24 protein-coding genes and 5 tRNA genes are annotated in these 23716 nt (G+C 71.2%); 19 read left to right on the top strand and 10 right to left on the bottom strand.

Going from position 1 to position 23716, the window contains the following annotated elements:
• Nucleotides 1-312: 312 nt before the first annotated feature.
• The 4 genes from ACZ7LY_RS22610 to ACZ7LY_RS22595 form a co-directional block, all read right to left on the bottom strand.
• Nucleotides 313-900: a GTP-binding protein gene (locus ACZ7LY_RS22610; RefSeq protein ID WP_471626458.1), complete on the bottom strand. Its 588-nt coding sequence runs from the start codon at nt 898-900 to the stop codon at nt 313-315.
• The gene (locus ACZ7LY_RS22605) at nt 881-1294 is read right to left on the bottom strand and encodes a DUF742 domain-containing protein (RefSeq protein ID WP_471626457.1); all 414 of its coding nucleotides are present in this window, start codon (nt 1292-1294) and stop codon (nt 881-883) included. Before ACZ7LY_RS22605 ends, ACZ7LY_RS22610 begins: the two co-directional genes overlap by 20 nt.
• Nucleotides 1295-1487: 193 nt before the next feature.
• A complete protein-coding gene (locus ACZ7LY_RS22600) occupies nt 1488-1901 on the bottom strand; it encodes a roadblock/LC7 domain-containing protein (protein WP_207827120.1) in 414 nt (137 codons plus the stop codon).
• A gap of 9 nt (nt 1902-1910) precedes the next feature.
• Nucleotides 1911-5960: a sensor histidine kinase gene (locus ACZ7LY_RS22595; RefSeq protein WP_471626456.1), complete on the bottom strand. Its 4050-nt coding sequence runs from the start codon at nt 5958-5960 to the stop codon at nt 1911-1913.
• A 567-nt stretch (nt 5961-6527) separates the two neighbouring features.
• Here ACZ7LY_RS22595 and ACZ7LY_RS22590 point away from each other — a divergent pair.
• From ACZ7LY_RS22590 to ACZ7LY_RS22545, 10 genes are all read left to right on the top strand, one after another.
• Nucleotides 6528-6725: a hypothetical protein gene (locus tag ACZ7LY_RS22590; RefSeq protein WP_471626455.1), complete on the top strand. Its 198-nt coding sequence runs from the start codon at nt 6528-6530 to the stop codon at nt 6723-6725.
• Between the two features lie 170 nt (nt 6726-6895).
• Entirely contained in the window at nt 6896-7681 is a 786-nt protein-coding gene (locus tag ACZ7LY_RS22585; RefSeq protein WP_471626454.1) for a fumarylacetoacetate hydrolase family protein, read from the top strand.
• Complete coding sequence (gene gltX, locus ACZ7LY_RS22580) at nt 7674-9158, top strand: glutamate--tRNA ligase (RefSeq protein WP_471626453.1); 1485 nt, start codon at nt 7674-7676, stop codon at nt 9156-9158. Before ACZ7LY_RS22585 ends, gltX begins: the two co-directional genes overlap by 8 nt.
• Before the next feature lie 151 nt (nt 9159-9309).
• Nucleotides 9310-9984, top strand: a complete 675-nt coding sequence (locus ACZ7LY_RS22575) for a DUF4241 domain-containing protein (RefSeq protein WP_471626452.1) — start codon at nt 9310-9312, stop codon at nt 9982-9984.
• 18 nt (nt 9985-10002) lie between these two features.
• Nucleotides 10003-10737 carry an HAD family hydrolase gene (locus ACZ7LY_RS22570; RefSeq protein ID WP_471626451.1) on the top strand — a complete coding sequence of 245 codons (735 nt, stop codon included), beginning with the start codon at nt 10003-10005 and terminating at the stop codon, nt 10735-10737.
• 88 nt (nt 10738-10825) lie between these two features.
• Nucleotides 10826-10897: transfer RNA gene (locus tag ACZ7LY_RS22565), tRNA-Gln, on the top strand.
• Nucleotides 10898-10939: 42 nt separating this feature from the next.
• Nucleotides 10940-11012, top strand: a tRNA-Glu gene (locus ACZ7LY_RS22560).
• A 62-nt stretch (nt 11013-11074) separates the two neighbouring features.
• Nucleotides 11075-11147, top strand: a tRNA-Glu gene (locus tag ACZ7LY_RS22555).
• A gap of 20 nt (nt 11148-11167) precedes the next feature.
• A tRNA-Gln gene (locus tag ACZ7LY_RS22550) sits at nt 11168-11239 on the top strand.
• A gap of 43 nt (nt 11240-11282) precedes the next feature.
• Nucleotides 11283-11355: transfer RNA gene (locus ACZ7LY_RS22545), tRNA-Glu, on the top strand.
• A 201-nt stretch (nt 11356-11556) separates the two neighbouring features.
• Here the strand turns inward: ACZ7LY_RS22545 and ndgR are convergent.
• Nucleotides 11557-12273: an IclR family transcriptional regulator NdgR gene (gene ndgR, locus ACZ7LY_RS22540; protein WP_187742582.1), complete on the bottom strand. Its 717-nt coding sequence runs from the start codon at nt 12271-12273 to the stop codon at nt 11557-11559.
• A 188-nt stretch (nt 12274-12461) separates the two neighbouring features.
• Here ndgR and leuC point away from each other — a divergent pair, with 188 nt between their 5' ends.
• The 4 genes from leuC (at nt 12462) to ACZ7LY_RS22520 (ending at nt 15879) form a co-directional block, all read left to right on the top strand.
• Nucleotides 12462-13892 (top strand): 3-isopropylmalate dehydratase large subunit, encoded by a 1431-nt coding sequence (gene leuC, locus ACZ7LY_RS22535; protein ID WP_471626450.1) that lies wholly within the window; start codon nt 12462-12464, stop codon nt 13890-13892.
• A 6-nt stretch (nt 13893-13898) separates the two neighbouring features.
• Nucleotides 13899-14492 carry a 3-isopropylmalate dehydratase small subunit gene (leuD, locus tag ACZ7LY_RS22530; protein ID WP_471626449.1) on the top strand — a complete coding sequence of 198 codons (594 nt, stop codon included), beginning with the start codon at nt 13899-13901 and terminating at the stop codon, nt 14490-14492.
• Between the two features lie 338 nt (nt 14493-14830).
• Nucleotides 14831-15070, top strand: a complete 240-nt coding sequence (locus ACZ7LY_RS22525) for an SCO5555 family protein (protein ID WP_471626448.1) — start codon at nt 14831-14833, stop codon at nt 15068-15070.
• 131 nt (nt 15071-15201) lie between these two features.
• Nucleotides 15202-15879: an HU family DNA-binding protein gene (locus tag ACZ7LY_RS22520; protein WP_471626447.1), complete on the top strand. Its 678-nt coding sequence runs from the start codon at nt 15202-15204 to the stop codon at nt 15877-15879.
• A gap of 189 nt (nt 15880-16068) precedes the next feature.
• Here the strand turns inward: ACZ7LY_RS22520 and ACZ7LY_RS22515 are convergent, their stop codons facing one another.
• Nucleotides 16069-16272: a hypothetical protein gene (locus ACZ7LY_RS22515; protein WP_471626446.1), complete on the bottom strand. Its 204-nt coding sequence runs from the start codon at nt 16270-16272 to the stop codon at nt 16069-16071.
• Nucleotides 16273-16341: 69 nt separating this feature from the next.
• Nucleotides 16342-16977 (bottom strand): 2-phospho-L-lactate guanylyltransferase, encoded by a 636-nt coding sequence (gene cofC, locus ACZ7LY_RS22510; protein WP_471626445.1) that lies wholly within the window; start codon nt 16975-16977, stop codon nt 16342-16344.
• A 184-nt stretch (nt 16978-17161) separates the two neighbouring features.
• Between cofC and ACZ7LY_RS22505 the strand changes: the two genes are divergently transcribed.
• From ACZ7LY_RS22505 to ACZ7LY_RS22495, 3 genes are all read left to right on the top strand, one after another.
• Nucleotides 17162-17947 (top strand): lysophospholipid acyltransferase family protein, encoded by a 786-nt coding sequence (locus tag ACZ7LY_RS22505; RefSeq protein WP_471626444.1) that lies wholly within the window; start codon nt 17162-17164, stop codon nt 17945-17947.
• Nucleotides 17944-18957 carry an NAD(P)H-dependent glycerol-3-phosphate dehydrogenase gene (locus tag ACZ7LY_RS22500; RefSeq protein ID WP_471626443.1) on the top strand — a complete coding sequence of 338 codons (1014 nt, stop codon included), beginning with the start codon at nt 17944-17946 and terminating at the stop codon, nt 18955-18957. Before ACZ7LY_RS22505 ends, ACZ7LY_RS22500 begins: the two co-directional genes overlap by 4 nt.
• 115 nt (nt 18958-19072) lie before the next feature.
• Nucleotides 19073-20263 (top strand): D-alanine--D-alanine ligase family protein, encoded by a 1191-nt coding sequence (locus tag ACZ7LY_RS22495; RefSeq protein WP_471626442.1) that lies wholly within the window; start codon nt 19073-19075, stop codon nt 20261-20263.
• 97 nt (nt 20264-20360) lie between these two features.
• Here the strand turns inward: ACZ7LY_RS22495 and ACZ7LY_RS22490 are convergent, their stop codons facing one another.
• Nucleotides 20361-20858, bottom strand: a complete 498-nt coding sequence (locus ACZ7LY_RS22490) for a DUF3515 domain-containing protein (protein ID WP_471626441.1) — start codon at nt 20856-20858, stop codon at nt 20361-20363.
• Nucleotides 20859-20878: 20 nt separating this feature from the next.
• The gene (locus ACZ7LY_RS22485; protein ID WP_471626440.1) at nt 20879-21112 is read right to left on the bottom strand and encodes an Lrp/AsnC ligand binding domain-containing protein; all 234 of its coding nucleotides are present in this window, start codon (nt 21110-21112) and stop codon (nt 20879-20881) included.
• Nucleotides 21113-21355: 243 nt separating this feature from the next.
• Here ACZ7LY_RS22485 and ACZ7LY_RS22480 point away from each other — a divergent pair, with 243 nt between their 5' ends.
• Together ACZ7LY_RS22480 and thiD are read left to right on the top strand one after the other, a co-directional pair.
• A complete protein-coding gene (locus ACZ7LY_RS22480; protein WP_471626439.1) occupies nt 21356-22336 on the top strand; it encodes a thiamine-phosphate kinase in 981 nt (326 codons plus the stop codon).
• The gene (thiD, locus tag ACZ7LY_RS22475; RefSeq protein ID WP_471626438.1) at nt 22333-23196 is read left to right on the top strand and encodes a bifunctional hydroxymethylpyrimidine kinase/phosphomethylpyrimidine kinase; all 864 of its coding nucleotides are present in this window, start codon (nt 22333-22335) and stop codon (nt 23194-23196) included. The genes ACZ7LY_RS22480 and thiD overlap by 4 nt, the downstream gene beginning before the upstream one ends.
• A 118-nt stretch (nt 23197-23314) precedes the next feature.
• On the opposite strand, the gene rpmB is transcribed toward thiD, so the two are convergent.
• Nucleotides 23315-23500: a 50S ribosomal protein L28 gene (gene rpmB, locus ACZ7LY_RS22470; protein WP_015036441.1), complete on the bottom strand. Its 186-nt coding sequence runs from the start codon at nt 23498-23500 to the stop codon at nt 23315-23317.
• Nucleotides 23501-23716: the final 216 nt, after the last annotated feature.

The raw sequence follows: 23716 nt of genomic DNA, 5'->3' as shown, positions 1-23716 counted from the left end.
TTCTTACTGGGCAGTTCAGCGCATTCCAGCACGTCAGGAGGCGCACTTCCAAACAGTCGGAAGCGGAACCTCCGGGTGATGCATGCCCCAGATAAAACGGTCATAAAGAGCGAGCCCCGCCAAAAGGCGGGGCTCTTGTGAGCGCAGTGGAACCAGGTGTGCGCGACGTGTGTCTGCGCCCCTGCAATTCTCTGTCGAAACGTTATGAACGCAGGGGTCGCGCGTGTCAAAGGCCACAAAGCGCTCCCTGTGGCCTACGACAACTGCCGTATGGATTCAGCCAATTGATGGCCGAGTTATGACCGATTCTGTCTACTTGAGGCGAGCCATCAGAGCGTGCTCCACCAGCGTGATCAGCGCGCTCTTCGCATCCGCACGGTGTCGGGCGTCCGTCGTGATGATCGGGGTGTCGGGCCCGATCTGGAGCGCCTCGCGCACCTCGTCCGGCGTGTAGGGCTGGTTGCCGTCGAAGCCGTTGAGGGCGATGACGAACGGCAGGCCCGAGTTCTCGAAGTAGTCGACGGCGGGGAAGCAGTCCGCGAGGCGGCGCGTGTCCACGAGCACGACGGCGCCGATCGCACCGCGTACGAGGTCGTCCCACATGAACCAGAAGCGGTCCTGGCCGGGAGTACCGAACAGGTAGAGGATCAGGTCCTGGTCGAGCGTGATGCGGCCGAAGTCCATGGCGACCGTCGTGGTCGTCTTGTCCCCGGTGTGGGTGAGGTCGTCGATGCCGGCGCTCGCCGAGGTCATCACGGCCTCGGTGCGCAGCGGGTTGATCTCGGAGACCGACCCCACGAACGTCGTCTTGCCCACGCCGAAGCCACCCGCCACCACGATCTTCGCCGAGGTGGTCGCGCGGGTCGTCTCCAGCGTGCTGTCAGAGCTTGCGAAGTCCACTGAGCACCCTTTCGAGCAGAGTCACGTCCGGCGCACCGCCGTTGTTCTCGTCGCCGCCCGGCTGGTGGATGGCGACGAGCCCGGCCTCGGCCAGGTCCGCGACGAGGATGCGGGCCACCCCGAGCGGCATGGCGAGCAGCGCCGAGACCTCGGCCACCGACTTCACCTCGCGGCACAGGTGGCAGATGCGCTGGTGCTCGGGCAGCAGCGTCACCAGGGCCGCCGGGTCGGCGGTCGTCGAGACGAGCGCCTCGATGGCGAGCTGGTAGCGCGGCCGGGTCCGGCCGCCGGTCATCGCATAGGGGCGGACCAGCGGCTGGTCGCCCTCATAGCCGTACGAGGAATGTGCCGAGGCACTTCCGTACGGATCGTGAGGAGCGGTGGGCGGGGTCATGGATCGATCCTCCGGGCGGGACGGCGGTCGGGGGGCCTGCCGTCTGAGGGTGGGCCGGTGGGGGAGATGTGACGGCCAGACGGTATTCAGAAGGGGATTACGTGACTGCTGTGGCTTTCGGGGCTGCTGGTGCGTAAGACTGTGCGGGCGGCCAGGGGTTACCGGCCGTCACACCGTCCGCGGCGGCGGCCCCTCAGTGCAGCAGACTGCCCTGCAGTTCGGCGCGCAGGTCCGGGGTGAGGACGGCGCCCGCGCGGTCGACGAGGAGCGCCATCTCGTACCCGACGAGGCCGATGTCGCACTCGGGGTGCGCGAGCACCGCGAGGGACGAGCCGTCGGAGACGGACATCAGGAAGAGGAAGCCGCGCTCCATCTCCACCACCGTCTGGTTGACGGGGCCGCCCTCGAAGATCCTCGACGCGCCGGCCGTCAGCGACGTGAGGCCCGACGCCACCGCCGCGAGCTGGTCCGCGCGATCCCGCGGGAAGCCTTCGGACATGGCGAGCAGCAGCCCGTCCGCGGACACCACCACCGTGTGCGAGACGCCTGGGGTGTTGTCCACGAAGTTGGTGATCAACCAGTTCAGGTTCTGTGCCGCCTGGCTCATCTGGCTCAACTAACGCTCCTGCTGGTGAGTGGGGCGGGGGTAGCTGCCCGTCTGGCCCGTGGTGCCGGCCTGACGACCCTGCTGGATGCCCCGTCGGAGATTGGTCAGCCGTCCGCGCACGTCGTCGGGCGCGCGCGAGACCTGGGGACCTGACTGGTGCTGCTGTTCCTGCGCCGTGCCCGCCACGAGGTTCGCCCGGGGCACACGGCGCGGCAGACCCGAGACGGTGACACCGCCGGCGGCGGGCTTGCGCACCCGCTCCGCCTGCCGCATCAGCTCGTCGTTGGGCGACTGCCGCCAACCGGCGGGGTTCTGGCCGGAGTTCTGGGGCTGACCCGGCGCGGCCTGGCCGCCCGGGGCGTGCTGCTGCGGGCTCTGCTGCTGCCCGCCCGCCGGACCCTGCGCCCGCGGCGCGCGCTGCGGCAGGTCACGGCCGTCCTGCCCGCCGAGCTGATCCTGGCTCTGCTGCTCGGGCGCGGCGGACTCGGCCTGACCGCGCTCCTGCTGGTTGTGGAACCAGTTCGTCTCCAGCGTGTCGTACAGCGGCGTACGACCGTCGCCGGGACCGGCGGGCGGCAGGAAGTCCTGCGCTTCCGGCTGTACGGGGATGCCCACGCCGTCCGTGCCCTGGCGCGGCCCCTGCGGGAAGCCCTGCTGCTCGCCACCGCGCTGACGCGGGGCGGCGGGACGCTCGAACTGGCCCGTGTCCGCCGGGTTCTGACGCTGGCTCAGGCCCTGCTGGCTCAGGCCCTGCTCGGGGTAGCCGCCGCGGTCACCGGGACCGCCGTGCTGGCCGCCGCCGTGCTGCTGTCCGGCCGGGGGGATCGCGCCGAACACGTCGGAGCGGACGAACTGGCCGCCGTCCTGCGCCGGACCGCCCGCGTGGGGCGCCGGACGCGGGGCGTCGAAACCGGGACGCTGCGCGTCGAAGTCCGGGCGCTGCGCGTCGAAGTCGGGGCGGGCGAACTCGGCGGTGGAACCCACCCCGTGCTGCTCGCCCTGACGGCCGTCCTCGATGCGCGGGAACTGCGCCGTGGAGTCCGGCTCCTCGTGCCCGCGCGGGGCGTCGAGGTGCGGCTGCGCGTTCTCGTCGCTCCAACTGGGCACCCGGGGCTGCGGGTTGCCGCCGGGCAGCTCCGCGCGCGGACCACCGCGCGGGGGCAGCACCGGGCGGGCGCCCCGCGGCTCGGCCGGACCATTGGGGTCGGCGTGCGTGCGCTGCTGCGGCGGCACCGGACCCTGGCCCGGGCCCTGCGGCACGGCCGGGAACGCGCCGGTGCTCTGCGGGTTCTGCGACACGGCCGGGAAGGCGCCGGTGCCCTGCGGGTCCTGCGGGAGAGCCGGGAACGCCCCGGTGCTCTGCTGGTCCTGCTGCGGCGCGCGCGCCGGCAGCGGGCGCTGCGGCATCTGCGGACGCCGGCCCTGGGGGTCCCGCTGCGCCGGAGCGCCGGGGCCCTGCGGGTGCGGGGCGCTGGGCTGGTTCGGGTTCTGGTGCCGGCCCTGCTGGTTCTGGCCCTGCTGCTGGTTCTGGCCCTGGTTCTGGTTCGGCTGGAAGAGGCCGCCCTGCTGGGACTGCTGGGACTGCGGAGCCTGCTGGGACTGCTGCGGCTGCTGAGGCGCGTACGGGCCCTGCCCCTGGGGGTTCTGGCCCTGGGGGTTCTGCTGGCCCTGCGGGTGCTGGGGGCCGCCGTCACGCGAGGGCAGCGCCGCACGGGGGCCGCCCGCGCCGACCTGCGGACGGGACGCGCCGGGGCCGCCGGGGAGTCGGCCGCCCGGAGCGCCGCCGTTGCCCGGGGCGACACCGCGGCGCGCGGCCGCGGCACCGGCTGCGGCCTGGGCCGCGGCGGGACCGCCCGTGCCGACCGGGGGACCGCCGGCGCCCGGCTTGCCGGGGACCTTCTTGCCGCCCTGCGCGACGTCCACCGGCAGCATGACGAGCGCCGTCGTACCGCCGGAGTCCGACGGGCGGAGCTGGATGCGGATGCCGTGGCGCTGGGACAGCCGGCCGACCACGAACAGACCCATGCGGCGCGAGACCGAGACGTCCACGGTGGGCGGCGACGCGAGCCGCTCGTTGATCGCGGCCAGGTCCTCGGGGGACAGGCCGATGCCGGTGTCGTGGATCTCGATCAGCACCCGGCCGTCGGGCAGCGCGTGACCGGTGACCTTGACCTTGGTCTGCGGCGAGGAGAACGAGGTCGCGTTCTCCAGCAGCTCGGCGAGCAGGTGCACGAGGTCGTTGACGACCCGGCCCGCGACCTCCGTGGCGGGCACGGCGGCCAGTTCGATGCGCTCGTACTGCTCCACCTCGGACGCGGCGGCGCGCAGCACGTCGACCAGCGGCACGGGCCGCGTCCAGCGGCGGCCGGGCTCCTCACCGGCGAGGACGAGCAGGTTCTCACCGTTACGGCGCATACGGGTGGCGAGGTGGTCGAGCTTGAACAGCGAGGAGAGCTGGTCCGGGTCGGCCTCGCGCGACTCCAGCTCGGAGATGAGCGAGAGCTGGCGCTGGATGAGGCCCTGGGAGCGGCGCGAGAGGTTGGTGAACATCGCGTTGACGTTGCCCCGCAGCAGGGCCTGCTCGGCGGCCAGACGCACGGCCTCGCGGTGCACGTCGTCGAAGGCCGCGGCCACCTTGCCGATCTCGTCCCGGGAGTGCACACCGACCGACTCCACGGACGTGTCGACGTCCTGCGGGTCGGCCTCGGACAGCTCCTTGACCAGCTCGGGCAGGCGTTCCTGGGCGACCTTGGTGGCCGTGTCCTGGAGCCGGCGCAGCGAGCGGATCATGGACCGGGCCACGACGAACGCGCCGACGAGCGAGACGCCGAGCACGATCAGGATCAGGGCACCGTTGACGATGGCGGACCGCTCGGAGGCGTTGCGCAGCTCGCGGGCCTGCTGCTCCATCTCGTTGAGCAGCGTCAGCTCGACCTTGGACATCTCCTGGATACGGGAGGTGTCGGCGTCCACCCAGTCCTTGTAGGAGCGCTTGTCCTGGGTGCGGATGCCCTCGGGCTTGGCGAGGACGCGGTTGGCGTAGTTGTCCGCCGCCTTGATCGTCGCGTTGTTCTCGTCGAGCGGCTTGAGCAGTTCCTCGGCCTCGACCGTGCCGTACACGGACTTGAACGAGTCCAGCTCGGAGTCCTGGTTGTCCTCGGCGGCCTGCCCGTACTGGCGGTCGACCTCGGAGAGCTTGCCGTACGAGGAACTGTTCGGCGGCAGCGCGGCGGCGATGATCGCGCGCTGCTCGGAGGCGTACTCCTTGGCCGAGGAGAACGCGGCGAGCGCGCGGGTGCGCTGGATCATCTCGGGGCTGTTGGTCGCCTGCGCCATGTCGGTCGACAGGGAGAGCAACTGCTCGATGATCCGGGCGTACGCCTCGACGGTCTGCGAGGAGTTCGCCTTGCTGGCGTACGCGTTCTGCCGGATGTTGTTGAGGTTGAACAGGGCGCTGGCGATCTGCACGGCGTGCGCGTGCACACCGTTGAGGTTGCCGCTCTCGCCGTCGCCCTCGATGTCCGTGGTGCTCTGCAGGAACGTGGCGCGGGCGCGGTCGGTCTTCTCGCGCGCGGCCTTGATGTTGAAGTCGTCCGTCGCCTTGGCGTTGTTGGACAACGGGCCGGCCGACTGGTCGCGCTCCTCCTGGAGCGCCGAGGCCAGGTCCGTGGCCTGCTTGGTCATCTCCGTCAGCAGCTTCATGTTCTCGAGCTGCTGGATGTCGTCGAGCGACTCCGCGATACGCAGCGCGCCCAGCGAGGTCGCCGCCACCACGGGAAGGGTGAGCAGCGCCACGAGGCGCGTCGAGATGCGCCAGTTGCGCAGGGCCACGCGCGAGCCGGGGCCGGTCGGACCCTGGGGCTTCGCCGCGGCCGGGGCAGGCGTGCTCGCGCCGCCGGAGCCGGCGGGGCGCCCGTCGCGCTCCCCGGCGTCGACGGACGCGGTGCGCCCCGGGCTCTGGGCGTGCGGGGGCTGGGAACCGCCGGCTATCGGGCCGGTCCCGCCGCGCGGCTCCGGCTCCGCCGCAGCGCTGCCATCCCTCTTCTTACGTCCCTGCACTAGCGTCGCAACCTCTGGACCAGGCGCCCTGCCCGCGTGCGCGGACAAGACGGTGTCGGCGTAGTTCGAGGGGCGACCTGAAACGCCCCCCGTGTGGTCGTGAGTGACCGGCGCTGGGTTCCCCCTTCTCCGCCGCCGCTCGGCGCTGTCGCGCGCCCCTGTGCGCCGGTTCCATGCTGCGGCGGTCCCGGGAATTCCAGCACAGTGCCGGATCTCCAACAAGGGCCGAGGGGCGCCCCGCACCAGCGGTGACGCCGTGTGAGGGCGGCGTCACGAGACGTAGAAAATGATCTAGGAGAAAGCGGACATTCGCGGGCCTTCCCTGTACGGGCGGGGGGTGTCCCAGTCGCCATGATCCAGAGCGGAATGGTGGGTTCAGTGGCGTAATGTCCGTTTTCGTGAGCGGGGTTCCCGGTCCGAAGTGCCCTATTTGTGGTGCCTCTCGTGAGCAAACTCACATGCCGTCGATCACAACTTCCCGGCTTTCGACGGGAATCAGATGTTTAGCCTGACGCATTACAGGGATGGGCTCTCCGACTCCTAGCCAGAAGGTTCCAGAACGCTGTCATGAAGACGACGATGATGTTCCACAACATTGCCAACCCCCGGCGCACCACGCTGGCGCACCTGAAGGACGCCGACGAGATCCAGGCCGCGCCGGCCCTCCCGGAACACGCCGCCGAGCTGCCGACGAACACGGCCAACCCCAAGCGGACGATCCTGATGGAAGCCCCCGAGACCGCTCAGCCCGCCCCGGCCGCCTGACACCCGCGCACCGCCCCGGCGCGGGGTGCGCACCGCCCCACCGGCGGGCGCGAGCCGCTCCACCGGCGGGTGCGAGGCCGCGCGAGCTGTCAAGCCCCAAGCGTTAGCCTGGACCCCGGACGACCCGAACCCGGGCACACCGCACGACGTAGAAGGGGCGCAGCCAACCCGTGCGCATCGCCAGATTCTCCATCGACGGGAACGTCGCCTTCGGCGCGGTCGAGGGCGACAAGCCCGACGAGCTGGTCCTCGACATCATCAAGGGCATCCCGTTCGCCGACTTCGAGCTGAGCGGCACCAAGGTCCCCGTCAGCAAGGTCCGGCTGCTGCCGCCCGTGCTCCCGAACAAGGTCATCGCCTTCGGCCGCAACTACGCGGAGCACGCGAGGGAACTGGGCAACGAGGTCCCGGACACCCCCTTCGCCTTCTTCAAGCCGTCGACGTCCGTCATCGGCCCCGGCGACGCGATCCAGTACCCCTCCTTCTCGCAGGAACTGCACCACGAGGCCGAGCTGGCCGTGGTCATCGGCCGCATGTGCCGCGAGGTCCCCCGCGAGCGCGCGAACGACGTCATCCTCGGCTACACCGCCGCCAACGACGTCACCGCCCGCGACGTGCAGAAGCGCGAGAAGCAGTGGGCCCGCGCCAAGGGCTTCGACTCCTCCTGCCCGCTGGGCCCCTGGGTGGAGACCGGCCTCGACCTCGCGGCCGCCTCCGACCTCACCATCCAGTGCACGGTCAACGGCGCCCAGCGCCAGCTCGGCCGTACGTCGGACATGATCACGCCCATCGCGGACCTGATCGCCAACATCTCCGAGGCCATGACGCTGCTCCCGGGCGACGTGATCCTCACGGGCACCCCGGAAGGGGTCGGCCCCCTCAACGTCGGCGACGAAGTCGCCGTCACCATCGAAGGCATCGGCACTCTCACCAACAAGGTTGTCAAGCGTGGCTAGCGCAGCAGCGTCCCCCGTCCGTGTCCGTTTCTGTCCCTCGCCCACCGGTAACCCGCACGTGGGCCTGGTCCGCACCGCCCTGTTCAACTGGGCCTTCGCGCGCCACAACCAGGGCACCCTCGTCTTCCGCATCGAGGACACCGACGCGGCCCGCGACAGCGAGGAGTCCTACAACCAGCTCCTCGACGCCATGCGCTGGCTCGGCTTCGACTGGGACGAGGGCCCCGAGGTCGGCGGCCCGCACGCCCCGTACCGGCAGTCCCAGCGGATGGACATCTACAAGGACGTCGCCGACAAGCTGGTCGCTGCCGGCAAGGCGTACCCCTGCTACTGCTCCACCGAGGAGCTGGACGAGCGCCGCGAGGCCGCCCGCGCCGCCGGCAGGCCCTCCGGCTACGACGGCCACTGCCGCGACCTGAGCGCCGAGCAGAAGGCCGCCTACGAGGCCGAGGGCCGCGAGCCGATCATCCGCTTCCGGATGCCCGACCGGACCATCGCCTTCGAGGACCTCGTCCGCGGCGAGATCACCTACGAGCCGGAGAACGTGCCGGACTACGGCATCGTCCGCGCCAACGGCGCCCCGCTCTACACGCTCGTCAACCCCGTCGACGACGCCCTCATGGAGATCACCCACGTCCTGCGCGGCGAGGACCTGCTCTCCTCCACGCCCCGCCAGATCGCGCTCTACGACGCGCTGAAGGACCTGGGCATCGCCAAGTCCACCCCCCACTTCGGCCACCTGCCGTACGTGATGGGCGAGGGCAACAAGAAGCTCTCCAAGCGCGACCCGCAGTCCTCGCTCAACCTCTACCGCGAGCGCGGCTTCCTGCCCGAGGGCCTGCTCAACTACCTCTCGCTGCTCGGCTGGTCGCTCTCCGCCGACCGCGACATCTTCTCCGTCGAGGAGATGGTCGCCGCCTTCGACGTCAAGGACGTCCAGCCGAACCCGGCCCGCTTCGACCTCAAGAAGTGCGAGTCGATCAACGGCGACCACATCCGCCTGCTCGACGTGAAGGACTTCGCCGCCCGCTGCGAGCCCTGGCTCAAGGCGCCCGTCGCGCCCTGGGCGCCCGAGGACTTCGACGACGCCAAATGGCAGGCCATCGCGCCGCACGCGCAGACCCGCCTCAAGGTGCTCTCCGAGATCACCGACAACGTCGACTTCCTCTTCCTGCCCGAGCCGGTCTTCGACGAGGCGAGCTGGACCAAGGCCATGAAGGAGGGCTCCGACGCCCTCCTGGTCACGGCCCGCGAGAAGCTCGCCGCCGCCGACTGGAACTCCGCGGAGTCCCTGAAGGAGGCCGTCCTCGCCGCCGGTGAGGCGCACGGCCTCAAGCTCGGCAAGGCGCAGGCCCCGGTCCGCGTCGCCGTCACCGGCCGCACGGTCGGCCTGCCCCTGTTCGAGTCCCTCGAGGTGCTCGGCCAGGAGAAGACGCTGGCCCGCATCGACGCGGCCCTCGCCCGGCTCGCCGCCTGAGGCACCTGACCGCAGAGTCGGTCTCGAGGGGCCGCACCCGCACGCCGGGTGCGGCCCCTCCGCCGTCCCCGCGGCCACTGTCAGTGCCGGCCGCTACGGTCTTCGTGACGGTTGCCGCACCGGGCGGCACAGCCACGAAGGGCGCACCTCCATGCCGATGTCCGCACGCGACTACGACCGCCTGTTCACCCCTGGCCACACCTTCGCGTACGAGACCGGGACCGCCGGCGTCCTCGACGTCGTCCGGGGCGGTGAGCTGACCCTGCCCACGGGCCGGATCGTCGCCTGCGACCCCTTCGTGTACCTGGGCGACGGCGCCGTCGAGCCGTTCACCGTCACCGTCGCGCCCGGCGCCTACCGCGTCGACGCCGCCATAGCCACCCTCACCGAGCCCGGCGCGGCCCCGGACCCCGGCGCGACCCCGCACACCCGCGTCGCCGCCGCCCGCGTCGTCGTCCGCGACGAGCCCGCCGCCACCTGGGAGCAGGCGCTGCTGCCCGGCCAGGACCCGGCCGCCCTCGGCCCCGACGAGTTCTACGGGTACGGGGTGGACGCCGGCACCGGCTGCTTCTACGACGCGTCCGTGGACGGCGCCTTCCCCGAGTGCGTGGAGGACGAGGGCCCGCTGTGGGACGCCTTCGAGGACAGCGACTGGGCGGGCGGCCCGCACCTGGTCACCGCCCCGGGCAGCGGCGCCACCCTCGCCGCCTTCACCTCGGGCTGGGGCGACGGCGCGTACCCGACCTGGATAGGCCGTACCGCGAGCGGCGAGGTCACCTGCTTCGTCACGGACTTCTTCGTCGTCCCGAGCCCCGAGGAGGGCTGATCCGCGTACCGTCGAGCCATGCCGAGCACACCGCCGCGGATCCGCGCCGTCGTCTGGGACATCGACGACACGCTCTTCGACTACGCGCGCGCCGACACGGAGGGTATGCGCGCCCACCTCGGCACCGAGGGCCTGCTCGACGCGCACGGCGGCATCGAGCAGGCGCTGACCCGCTGGCGGGCGGCCACCCGCACGCACTGGGCCCGCTTCGAGTCCGGCGCCGTGGACTGGCCGGGCCAGCGCAGGGACCGCGTGCGCGACTTCGTGGGGCGGCCCCTGAGCGACGCGGAGGCGGACGCCTGGTTCACGCGCTACCTCGGCCACTACGAGGCGGCCTGGAGCCTGTTCCCGGACACCGTGCCGGCCCTGGAGGCGCTGGCGGCCGGCTACCGCCACGCGGTGCTGTCCAACTCCTCCCTGCACAACCAGGACCGCAAGCTGCGCGTCCTCGGCGTACGCGACCGCTTCGAGGCCGTCCTGTGCGCCGCCGAACTCGGCGTCGCCAAGCCCGGCGCCGCCGCCTTCCACGCCGTGTGCGAGGAGCTGGGCCTCGCGCCCGCGGAGGTGGCGTACGTCGGTGACCAGCCGGACACGGACGCGCGCGGAGCGGTCGAGGCGGGCCTGACCGGCATCTGGCTCGACCGCGCGGGCCTCGGCGGACGGCCCGAGCTGGTCAGCGTCAGGGGCCTCGACGAGCTGCCGGGGCTGCTGGCGCGGGATACCCGTTTTGGAGCGCCGCAGACCTTCGGGTAATGTTCTTCCTGCGCCGAGGGGAGCGGGCCGAAAGGCCGAAACCCCGGAGCGCAAGCCAAGCAAGATCCCCCCGGGGGTTGTGTTTCGGTGGCCTATGGTGTAATTGGCAGCACGACTGATTCTGGTTCAGTTAGTCTAGGTTCGAGTCCTGGTAGGCCAGCTCGCAGAGCTCATCTGCAACCGTGGATCTCACATCCACAAAGCCCCCGTTGTGTAGCGGCCTAGCACGCTGCCCTCTCAAGGCAGTAGCGCCGGTTCGAATCCGGTCGGGGGTACAGATCCTTCCCGCGGGGACAGATCGGGTCGCACCCACTGTCCCTGATGCAGGATCGCTAGGGCCCCCGTTGTGTAGCGGCCTAGCACGCCGCCCTCTCAAGGCGGTAGCGCCGGTTCGAATCCGGTCGGGGGTACGAGCTGGTCTCAACCACATTGGTCTATGGTGTAATTGGCAGCACGACTGATTCTGGTTCAGTTAGTCTAGGTTCGAGTCCTGGTAGACCAGCTTGGATCCGCGGCATCGTTCATCGAGCGCCTGCGAGATCCGCGCCCCCGTTGTGTAGCGGCCTAGCACGCCGCCCTCTCAAGGCGGTAGCGCCGGTTCGAATCCGGTCGGGGGTACGCGCGAACGATCGAGGCCCTTCCCGAGCAGTCGGGAAGGGCCTTTTCGTCGTGCCTCTTCGTCGTTCCCGGGGCGCGAGCATTCACGTACGGCACCGGCGTACGGCATCCGCGTACGGACATGACTCCGGCCGGTCGCTGCGGCGTTGGAGCGACCGGCCGGAACAGGCGGGAAGAGGCAGGGGAGAGGGGGGCGGTGCGTCAGCCCGAGCGGCGCAGGGCCTCCGAGAGCCGCCCCGCCGCGTCGATCACGGCCTGGGCGTGCATCCGCCCCGGGTGCCGCGTCAGCCGCTCGATGGGGCCGGAGACCGAGACGGCGGCCACCACCCGGTTCGACGGGCCGCGCACCGGCGCCGAGACGGACGCGACGCCCGGCTCCCGCTCACCGATCGACTGGGCCCAGCCGCGCCGCCGTACGCCCGACAGGGCCGTCGCCGTGAAGCGCGCGCCTTGCAAGCCCCGGTGCAGCCGCTCGGGCTCCTCCCAGGCCATGAGGATCTGCGCGGACGAGCCCGCCTTCATGGTGAGCGTCGAACCGACCGGGACCGTGTCCCGCAGTCCGGACAGCCGCTCCGCCGCCGCGACACAGATGCGCATGTCGCCCTGGCGCCGGTAGAGCTGCGCGCTCTCGCCCGTCACGTCCCGCAGATGCGTGAGGACGGGCCCCGCCGTGGCGAGGAGCCGGTCCTCGCCCGCCGCCGCCGCGAGTTCCGAGAGGCGCGGGCCGAGAATGAAACGGCCCTGCATGTCACGCGCCACCATGCGGTGGTGCTCAAGGGCCACCGCCAGGCGGTGGGCTGTGGGTCGTGCCAATCCGGTGGCCGCGACAAGGCCGGCAAGGGTCGCGGGTCCGGACTCCAGGGCGCTGAGGACAAGGGCTGCCTTGTCCAGAACGCCGACGCCGCTACTGTTGTCCATGCGTCGATACTCCCGTCTCACTCTGTGAAACGCAAGTTCAATTTTCCGTGGAACTTGCCACTCTGTACGGACAGCGGCCCGCGGACCAACGGGCCCGGCCGCCGCCGTCCGGTACGAGGGGTACGGGCGACGGCGATCCCGAAATCTCTAGTTGGGCCGGCGCACCACTGCCGGCCGGAGGGAAAGCGATGGGTAGGACACTCGCGGAGAAGGTCTGGGACGACCACGTCGTCCGGCGCGCCGAGGGCGAGCCCGACCTCCTCTTCATCGATCTGCACCTGCTGCACGAGGTGACCAGCCCGCAGGCGTTCGACGGGCTGCGCAAGACCGGTCGCCAGGTGCGCAGGCTCGACCTCACCATCGCCACCGAGGACCACAACACCCCGACCCTCGACATCGACAAGCCGATCGCCGACCCGGTCTCCCGGGTCCAGCTCGAGACGCTGCGCAAGAACGCCGCCGAGTTCGGTGTGCGCCTGCACTCGCTGGGCGACGTCGAGCAGGGCGTCGTGCACGTCGTCGGCCCGCAGCTCGGCCTGACCCAGCCCGGCACGACCGTGGTCTGCGGCGACTCGCACACCTCGACGCACGGCGCGTTCGGCGCGCTGGCGTTCGGCATCGGCACCTCGCAGGTCGAGCACGTGCTCGCCACGCAGACGCTGCCGCTGGCCCGCCCGAAGACGATGGCCATCACCGTCGACGGCGACCTGCCCGAGGGCGTCACCGCCAAGGACCTGATCCTCGCCATCATCGCCAAGATCGGCACGGGCGGCGGCCAGGGCTACATCCTGGAGTACCGCGGCTCCGCCATCGAGAAACTGTCGATGGAAGCGCGGATGACCATCTGCAACATGTCCATCGAGGCCGGCGCCCGCGCCGGCATGATCGCCCCCGACGAGACCACGTTCGCCTACCTCAAGGGCCGCCCGCACGCCCCCGAGGGCGCCGACTGGGACGCGGCCGTCGCGTACTGGAAGACGCTGCGCACCGACGACGACGCCGTGTTCGACGCCGAGGTCTTCATCAAGGCCGACGAGCTGTCCCCGTTCGTCACCTGGGGCACCAACCCGGGCCAGGGCGCCCCGCTTTCGGCGGCCGTCCCCGACCCGGCTTCGTACGAAGACGCTTCGGAGCGCCACGCCGCCGAAAAGGCCCTGGAGTACATGGGGTTGGAGGCCGGGCTGCCGCTGCGCGACATCAAGGTCGACACCGTCTTCGTAGGTTCGTGCACCAACGGCCGCATCGAGGACCTGCGCGCCGCCGCCGAGATCGTCAAGGACCGCAAGGTCGCCGACGGGGTGCGCATGCTGGTCGTGCCCGGCTCCGCCCGGGTGGGCCTCCAGGCCGTCTCCGAGGGCCTGGACAAGGTCTTCAAGGAGGCCGGCGCCGAGTGGCGGCACGCGGGCTGCTCGATGTGCCTCGGCATGAACCCGGACCAACTCGCTCCCGGCGAGCGCTCCGCGTCCACCTCCAACCGCAACTTCGAGGGCAGGCAGGGCAAGGGCGGCCGCACCCATCTGGTCTCGCCGCAGGTGGCCGCCGCGACCGCCGTGCTGGGCCATCTGGCCTCGCCCGCGGACCTCGCCGAGTCCGACGCCCGTACGCCCGCTGGAGTCTGATCAGTCATGGAAGCTTTCACCACGCACACCGGCCGGGCCGTGCCGCTGCGCCGCAGCAACGTCGACACCGACCAGATCATCCCCGCCCACTGGCTCAAGAAGGTCACGCGGGACGGGTTCGAGGACGGGCTGTTCGAGGCCTGGCGCAAGGACTCCTCCTTCGTGCTCAACCAGCCGGAGCGCGCGGGCGCCACCGTGCTGCTCGCGGGCCCCGACTTCGGTACGGGCTCCTCGCGCGAGCACGCCGTGTGGGCGCTGCAGAACTACGGCTTCAAGGCCGTCATCTCCTCTCGCTTCGCCGACATCTTCCGCGGCAATTCGCTGAAGAACGGTCTGCTCACCGTCGTCCTCGACCAGACGGTCGTCGACGCCCTGTGGGAGCTGGTCGAGAAGGACCCGCAGGCCGAGATCACGGTCGACCTCGAAGCCCGTGAGGTGCGCGCCGAGGGCATCACGGCCGCCTTCGAGCTGGACGAGAACTCCCGCTGGCGGCTGCTGAACGGCCTGGACGACATCTCCATCACCCTCCAGAACGAGGACGCCATCGCCGCCTACGAGGCGAAGCGCCCCTCCTTCAAGCCGCAGACCATCCAGATCTGACCGAGCCCCCGCGGCCCCCGTCAGGGCCGCCCCCCTTGCCCGGCGGTGTGGAAACAGCGCCGGGCAAGGCATATTCAGGCCACATCCGCAGGGCCCGTACCCCCAATCGTGCACCGGTTGGGGGTACTTCCATGTGCGGGCCGAGGCGGCCCCCGATGGACTGAACGGGTGGTTCCCGGGTGGCGTCAACTCCCTTGAATACCTGGGGTGTTCCCCGGGTACGCGTGCCTCGGCGCCGCCGTGGACAGGGGCGTCGTGTGCCGGGTCAGCAGGCCCGTGCGGGGCGGGAGTTACCCCCTGCGGAGGCGACAACTCGCCCCAGATGGCACAATCTGTGCATGGAACACGACGGCCAACTCCAGATGTACGCGGCGGTCGCGGACCAACTCAAGGAAGCGCACTCCCGAGTGCGCGCACTGCAAGTCCCGGAGGGCGTACGGATGGCGCTGACCCGGAAGCTGCTGGCCATTACGGCCGCGGCCAAACACGATCTCGCCGGCGCGGCAAGACGTCTGGAGCGATTCATGGCGGACCTCGACGACTTCGACGAGGGCTCCCGCACCCAAGAGGAACTCTGAGACAGCCGAGTCCGTTGCGGCACAAGGGTGATTAGCCCGTTTCGTGTTTGATTTGCGGTATATATCTGCCTAACGTGCGAAAAGCCGGGCCGAAAGAGATTCGTTCCGGCAATGTCTCCGAAGGGGAAGACGTGAACAAGGCGCAGCTCGTAGAAGCCATTGCCGACAAGGTGGGCGGCCGTCAGCAGGCCGCTGACGCCGTCGACGCCGTACTCGACGCCATCGTCCGTGCCGTGGTGAACGGCGACCGCGTTTCGGTCACCGGCTTCGGTTCGTTCGAGAAGGTCGACCGCCCGGCCCGTTACGCCCGTAACCCGCAGACGGGTGAGCGCGTCCGGGTCAAGAAGACCTCCGTGCCGCGTTTCCGCGCCGGCCAGGGCTTCAAGGACCTCGTCGCGGGCTCGAAGAAGCTCCCGAAGAACGATGTCGCGGTCAAGAAGGCGCCCAAGGGCAGCCTGACCGGTGGCGCTTCGGCGACGGTCAAGAAGGCAGCCGCGAAGAAGACCACGACCGCCAAGAAGGCCGCCGCGAAGAAGGCCACGCCGGCGAAGAAGACCACGGCGAAGAAGACCACCACGGCCAAGAAGGCGACCACCGCCAAGAAGGCCACGGCCGCCAAGAAGGCCACCGCCACGAAGAAGGCGACCACGGCCAAGAAGGCGACGCCGGCGAAGAAGGCGACCACCGCCAAGAAGGCCACCGCCAAGAAGACGGCGCCCGCCAAGAAGGCCACGGCGACGAAGGCGCCCGCCAAGAAGTCGACGGCGCGCAAGACCACCGCCAAGAAGGCCACCGCCCGCAAGAAGTAAGGGCGGGTCCCCTTCGGACTTCGCACGCCGGACTTCGAAAGGGCCTACCTCGGGCCGTGTGTCACAAGGCTGCTCACGCGCCGGGCCGGGCTCCCCTCGGGGAGCCCGGCCCGCGGCATGTACGGCGCCGGGACCAGGGGTTTTCCCTCAGGTCCTTCAGTTCAGGCCCCGGAAGCTTCGGGCCGGGCCCTAGAAGGTCTGGAGCGTCACCAAAGTGATCCGGCGCTCGTCGCCCGTGCCCGTGACCTCGATCCGCACTCGCTGACCCGGCCGCAGCAGCCGCAGCCCGCCCGCGTCGAACGCCGCCGCGTCGAAGGGCACCGGCGTCCCGTCGTCCATCAGGACGCTGCCGGAACGGGAGTCGGGGTCGTACGTGTACGCGGTCGCCTGCATGACGGCAGCGTACTCAGTGCCGCCCCCGCCGGGCCCGCGCGGGGAGCGCCGGGGCGGTCCGCGCGGCCGTCAGTCGGGGATCAGCAGGCCGGCCGCCGCCCGCGCGGTGTGCGGGCCCACCCCGAGTGCCAGCGCCGCCCGCAGATCCTCGCCGGTGTCCACGTCCTGGCGTACCGAGGCCACGCCCTCCAGCGGCAGTTCCACCGCGCCTGACGCCGCGTGCCGGGCCCGGGAGTCCGGGCCGAATGCCGGGGACAATTCCATGCCGGGTGTCACCGACAACAGCGTGGTGCCGATTCCGGCGGCATCGGGCAGAAATGCCCGGGGAAATGCGGCGGCCGACGCCAGGACCCGGTCCAATTCCGCCGGGCGCAGTGCGGGCAGATCGGCGTTGAGCGCGGCGAGCGCTGCCGCCGGACGGCCGGCGCGGACGGCGGCGGCACCGTGGGCCAGTGCCTCGTTCAGCCCACGGCGGGGGGTGTCGGGGACGACGCGGGCGCCGAGAGCGGCCAGTTCACGCGCCGCGCGGGCGTCGTCCGTGACAACCACCACATCGCTGACCGGCGGGCAGGCCCACGCCGCCGCCACGGTGTCCTGGGCGAAGGCCAGCGCGAGCCGGGGCCGCCGGGCGTCCCCCGCCGCGGGCGCCAGCCTGCTCTTGGCCCGCACCAAGGGTTTCAGCGGTATCACCAGGGTCCACTGCACGCGCCTATTGTGACCCGGAGCCGGTCCGGGCCTCTCCGAAGGGCGTGGAACAAGAACGCGCTCGCGGGGGGCGGTGGCCGACAGGGTGTGGGCGTACGGTGTTCTCGACAGACCGGTGGCCCGCGGCGACACTTGTGCGGCCCCACCTGGGAGTGGCTGTCAGGTTCTAGAGGAAGGTGTCCGAGTGTCCCGCCGCAGAATCGGCTTCTGGTACCGCTTCGCCGCGGTCCTGTGCAAACCGCCGCTGGTGGTTCTGTTCAAGCGGGACTGGCGCGGAATGGAGCACATTCCGGCGGACGGCGGCTTTATCACCGCGGTCAACCACAATTCGCACCTCGACCCGTTCCTGTACGCCCACTATCAGTACAACACCGGACGGGTGCCGCGTTTCCTCGCCAAGCACGGCCTCTTCAAGAAGGGGTTCGTCGGCGCCGCCATGCGCGGCACCGGGCAGATTCCCGTCTACCGCGAGACGACGAACGCGCTGAGCGCCTTCCGCGCCGCGATCGACGCCGTGGAACGCGGCGAGTGCGTCGCCTTCTATCCCGAAGGCACGCTCACCCGCGACCCCGATCTGTGGCCGATGGTCGGAAAGACCGGTGTCGCCCGCGTCGCCCTCCAGACGAAGTGCCCGGTCATTCCCGTCGGGCAGTGGGGCGCCACCGACGCGCTCGCGCCCTATGCGAAGACGCCGCACTTCTTCCCCCGTAAGACGCACCATGTGCTCGCCGGGGAACCCGTCGACCTGTCGGCCTATTACGACCGTGAGATCACGCCGGAACTCTTGAAGGACGCCACCGAGACCATCATGGTCGCCATCACCTCCCTGGTGGAGGAACTGCGCGGCGAGAAGGCCCCGCAGAAGCGTTACGACCCGCGTGCCGTGCGGCTGGAGCAGCGCCGCAAGGCCCAGGCGGGCAAGGCCGGTTCGGCTTCCGGCGACGGCGTGAGCGAGGAGAGCAGCAAGTGACGACCCGCCCCCTGAAAGCCGCCGTCTTCGGCACCGGGTCGTGGGGCACCGCCTTCGGCATGGTGCTCGCCGACGCCGGCTGCGACGTCACCCTGTGGGGGCGCCGCGCCGCACTCGCCGAAGCGGTCAACTCCACCCGCACCAACCCGGATTACCTGCCCGGCGTCGAACTCCCGGCCAACGTCCGCGCCACGACCGACGCCGCCGAGGCAGCCGACGGCGCCGACTTCACCGTCCTCGCCGTGCCCTCCCAGACCCTCCGCGCGAACCTCGCCGACTGGACGCCGCTGCTCGCCCCCGACACCGTCCTCGTCTCCCTGATGAAGGGCGTCGAGCTGGGCTCCGCGATGCGCATGAGCGAGGTCGTCGAGGACGTCGCCAAGGTCGGCGAGGACCGCGTCGCCATCGTCACCGGGCCCAACCTCGCCCGCGAGATCGCCGCCCGCCAGCCGGCCGCGGCCGTCGTCGCCTGCCGCGCCGAGGCCGTCGCCCAGCGCCTCCAAGTCGCCTGCCACACCCCGTACTTCAGGCCGTACACCAACACGGACGTGGTCGGCTGCGAACTCGGCGGCGCCGTCAAGAACGTCATCGGGCTCGCCGTCGGCATCGCGGACGGCATGGGCCTCGGGGACAACGCGAAGGGCTCGCTCATCACGCGCGGCCTCGCCGAGACGACCCGGCTCGGGCTCGCCATGGGCGCCGACCCGCTGACGTTCTCCGGGCTGGCCGGGCTCGGCGACCTCGTCGCCACCTGCTCCTCGCCGCTCTCGCGCAACCACACCTTCGGCACCAACCTCGGCAAGGGCATGACCCTCGACGAGACGATCGCCGTCACCAAGCAGACCGCCGAGGGCGTCAAGTCCTGTCAGTCGGTGCTCGATCTGGCCCGCAGGCACGGCGTCGACATGCCCATCACCGAGACCGTCGTCGGCATCGTCCACGAGGGCAAGCCGCCGGTCGTCGCCCTCAAGGAACTCATGTCGCGCTCCGCCAAGCCCGAGCGACACTGAGCGACGACCCCCTGGTGACGCGCCGCCCACCGGTCCGCCGGCCGGGCGGCGCCGCCACGTCGAGGGCTCCGCGGGCGCTGACTCTCGTACTACCAGCAGGTACGCTCAACGCGATATGAGCAGCGAGAACCTCCTCCAGAGCCCTGCGCCGTCGACTGCGGGCACGTCCTCCGCCACCTCGTCGAGCGGGCAGAAGCCGCGCGTGGCCGTCGTCTTCGGTGGGCGCAGCTCCGAGCACGGCGTCTCCGTCGTCACGGCGGGTGCCGTGCTGCGCGCCATCGACCGGACCAAGTACGACGTCCTGCCCATCGGCATCACGCGCGAAGGGCGCTGGGCGCTGACGGCGGACGATCCGGAGCGGATGGCCATCGCCGACCGCAAGGTCCCCGACGTCGACGACCTCGCCGAGTCGCCCGAGGGCGGCGTCGTCCTCCCCGTCGACCCCTCCTCGCGCGAGGTCGTCTACACCGAGCCCGGCTCCGTGCCCAAGGCCCTCGGTGACGTGGACGTCGTCTTCCCCGTGCTGCACGGCCCCTACGGCGAGGACGGCACCCTGCAGGGTCTGCTCGACCTCTCCGGGACGCCGTACGTCGGCTGCGGTGTGCTCTCCTCGGCCGTCGGCCAGGACAAGGAGTACATGAAGCGGATCTTCACCTCCTTCGGCCTCAAGGTCGGCCCCTATCTCGTGATCCGGCCGCGCGAGTGGGACCGCGACCAGGAAGGCGCGCGCCGCCGCGTCGTGGACTTCGTCGGGGAGCACGGCTGGCCGCTGTTCGTGAAGCCGGCCCGCGCGGGTTCCTCGTTCGGCATCACGAAGGTCGACTCCTTCGACGGGCTCGACGAGGCGATCGAGACGGCCCGCGAGCACGACCCGAAGGTCATCGTCGAGGCCGGTGTCGTCGGCCGCGAGATCGAGTGCGGTGTCCTGGAGTTCGAGGACGGGCCGCGCGCCTCCGTCCCCGCCGAGATCCCGCCCGTACAAGCCCACGACTTCTACGACTTCGAGGCCAAGTACATCGACTCCGCCGCGGGGATCGTGCCGGCGCCGCTCACCGAGGAGCAGACCGACGAGGTGCGGCGGCTCGCCGTCGCCGCGTTCGAGGCGGTGTCCTGCGAGGGGATCGTCCGCGCGGACTTCTTCCTCACCGGGGACGGCGAGTTCGTGATCAACGAGATCAACACGCTGCCCGGGTTCACGCCCATCTCCATGTACCCGCGCATGTGGCAGGAGACCGGCGTCTCCTACCCGGAGCTGATCGACACGCTCCTCCAGGCGGCCCTGCGCCGCCCCACGGGCCTGCGCTGACCCAGCGAGCCCCCGGCCGGGGCCCGCACCGGCTCTCGCGTGCTCACGTGAGATCCGGCGGGCCCTGCCGCACGGCGATGCCGCCGACCGGAAGGCCCTAGTCGGCGATGCCCTCGGGGATCGCCTTCTTGACCGGGGCGGCCAGGTCCACCAGGGGGCCCGCGCCGCCCTTGGTGACCTGCTCCTTGGGGATGGTGACCTCGACGTACGCGAGGCGCCCGCCGGTCGTCATGCGCTGCGAGCCGTCCCGTAGCTCCTGGACGACCCACTCCACCCCGTTCACCGTCGCCGGCATCGTGCCCTTCTTGAGGACCGCGTCAGGCCACGGCACCCCGCAGCGCAGTATGATCGCCGGGCTTCCCCACGCCGCGGTCTGCTCGGAGCGCGGCTCGGGATCATTGCGCTTCAGGCCGTCGACCTCGCGGGGCAGTACCTCGTGAAGGTTCCGGCACAGCTTGGTGACCTTCGCGTCGGCGGAGGGAACCGCCGCCGAGGGAGCGTCGTCCGTTGAAGCGCAGCCCGAGGCGGCAGCGATCAGCAAGGTCAGGACGGGCAGTCCGACGAGAAGGCGACGCCGGTGACGGAAAGAGTTCACCGGCTCAGGGTAGACGGGGGCTACAGGTGGACGACCGGGCAGGTCAGGGTGCGCGTGATGCCATCCACTTGCTGGACCTTGGCGACCACCATGCGGCCCAGTTCGTCCACCGTGTCCGCCTGGGCGCGCACGATGACGTCGTAGGGGCCGGTGACGTCCTCGGCCTGAATGACTCCTTGGATCGCGCCGATCAGCTCGGCGACGGTCGACGCCTTGCCGACTTCGGTCTGGATCAGGATGTAAGCCTGTACCACGGAACCTCCAGGGCGGCCACGAGGATCATGCGGGGAGAAGGGACGCCACGGTATCGCGTCGCCGCTCCCCACGGGGAGACCCGGGGTGACTGTGGCGTACCGGCCGCGTGTTCGCAGGGAAGGCGCGGACTCGCCGGGGCGGTCCCCGCCAGGAGCGAGGAACCCGCCCGTGATTAGAACCGTACCCATGACAGAGACGGGCCGCGACCGCGAGCGGGCCGGGGCAGAAGGGGCAGTACGCGCATGAAGGGCACCGTCGGCGAGCTGGGGGAGTTCGGCCTCATCCGAGAGCTGACCTCCCGGCTCACCACCACCCCGGCCGTACGGGTCGGTCCCGGCGACGACGCGGCCGTCATCGCCGCGCCGGACCGCCGGGTCGTCGCCAGCACGGACGTCCTGCTGGAGAACCGGCACTTCCGGCGCGACTGGTCCACCGCGTACGACGTCGGACGCAAGGCCGCCGCCCAGAACCTCGCCGACATCGCCGCCATGGGCGCGGTCCCCACCGCCCTGCTCCTCGGTCTCGTCGTGCCCGCCGAACTGCCCGCGTCCTGGCCGTCGGAGCTGATGGACGGGCTGCGCGACGAGTGCCAGGTCGCCGGGGCCGCCGTCGTCGGCGGGGACGTCGTGCGCGGTGACACCATCACCATCGCCATCACCGCCCTCGGCGACCTGCGCAACCACGAGCCCGTGACCCGGGCAGGCGCGCAGCCCGGGGACGTCGTCGCCGTCACCGGGTGGCTCGGCTGGTCCGCCGCCGGATACGCGGTGCTGTCCCGGGGCTTCCGCTCGCCGCGCGCCTTCGTCGAGGCGCACCGCCGCCCGGAGCCGCCGTACCACGCGGGCCCCGCGGCGGCCGGGCTCGGGGCGACCGCCATGTGCGACGTCAGCGACGGGCTCATCGCCGACCTCGGGCACATCGCCGAGGCCAGCAAGGTCCGTATCGACGTCAAGTCCGGCAAGGTCGACGTGCCCTCGCAGATGAACGACATCGGCCAGGCCGTCGGCGTCGACCCGCTCCAGTGGGTGCTGAGCGGGGGAGAGGACCACGCCATCGTCGCCACCTTCCCGCCGGACGTGAAACTGCCCGCCCGCTGGAAGGTCATCGGCGAGGTCCTCCACCCCTCGGCGCTGCCCCAGGTGACCGTCGACGGCGCGCCCTGGACGAGCAAGGGCGGCTGGGACCACTTCGGCGACCTGCCGGGCGGGGAGATCGACGCATGAGCCGCCTCGCGCAGAGCCCGGCCGGCGAGCCCGCGGCCGGCGCCCCGCCCCGGGTGCTGACCGTCGCCGGGTCCGACTCCGGGGGCGGCGCCGGGATCCAGGCCGACCTCAAGACCATGCTCGCCCTCGGCACCCACGGCATGAGCGTCGTCACGGCCGTCACCGCGCAGAACTCCCTGGGCGTCCAGGGCGCCTGGGAACTGCCCGCGGAGGCGGTCCGCGCCCAGTACCGCAGTGTCGTCGACGACATCGGTGTCCAGGCCGTCAAGACCGGCATGCTCGCCTCTCCCGTCCTGGTCGAGTGCGTCGCCGAGCTGCTCGCCGGGACCGGCGCGCCCGTCGTCGTGGACCCCGTGGGCGTCTCCAAGCACGGGGACTCGCTGCTCGCGGCCTCCGCCCTGGACGCGGTCCGTACGAAGCTGCTGCCGACGGCGACCGTCGCCACCCCGAACCTCGACGAGGTCGCGCAACTGACGGGCCTGCGCGTCGCCTCCGAGGACGACATGCGCCGGGCGGCCGCCGCGCTGCTGGCCTTCGGGCCGCGCTGGGTCGTGGTGAAGGGCGGGCATCTCGCCTCCGGCGCCGAGGCGGTGGACCTGCTGACGGACGGCTCCGAGGAGCACTGGCTGCGCGCCCCGCGCCATGACAACCGGCACACCCATGGAACGGGCTGCACCCTCGCCTCCGCCGTCGCCGCCCATCTGGCCCGGGGCCTCGCCGTCCCGGAGGCGGTCCGCGCGGCCAAGGAGTACGTCACGGGGGCCATCGCCGCGGGCTTCTCCCTCGGCGCGGGCATCGGGCCCGTGGATCACGGGTGGCGGACGCGCGGGGGTGCCGGGCGGGCGGGGGCGTCCGGCTGAGGCGCCCTGGGCGTGCGGCGGGCGGTCGGCCGGGGTGCGCCGGGCATACGAAGAAGCCGGCCCCCGAGGGGACCGGCTTCTTCAAGCAACCAGCTAGGTGGCCGCGCTACGCGTTACGTCAGCGCGAGACCTTGCCGGCCTTGATGCACGAGGTGCAGACGTTGAGCCGCTTCGGCGTCCGCCCGACCACTGCACGCACACGCTGGATGTTCGGGTTCCAGCGACGGGGCGTACGGCGGTGCGAGTGCGAAATGTTGTTGCCGAAGCCCGGCCCCTTGCCGCAGACGTCGCAGTTGGCAGCCACGGGTCACTCCAAAGACTTCAGATGCACTTACGGTGGATCCCGGCATGCCGAGATCGAGATCGAAGGGATCTGAGTGGCGGTGCCAGGGGCGGCCCGAAGGGTATCGGGCAACCGGAGCAGCATACAACGGCTGCTTCGGCAGAACGAAATTACCATGGTTGCCCGGCCTCCCTCACCGGCCCCCGACCAGGCCCTCTTCCGGAACGGACGCCGGTC

This window comes from Streptomyces sp. NPDC107550, assembly GCF_055639095.1.
Note: the sequence above shows the minus strand (reverse complement) of the source record. Positions and strands in the feature narration are given on the sequence as shown.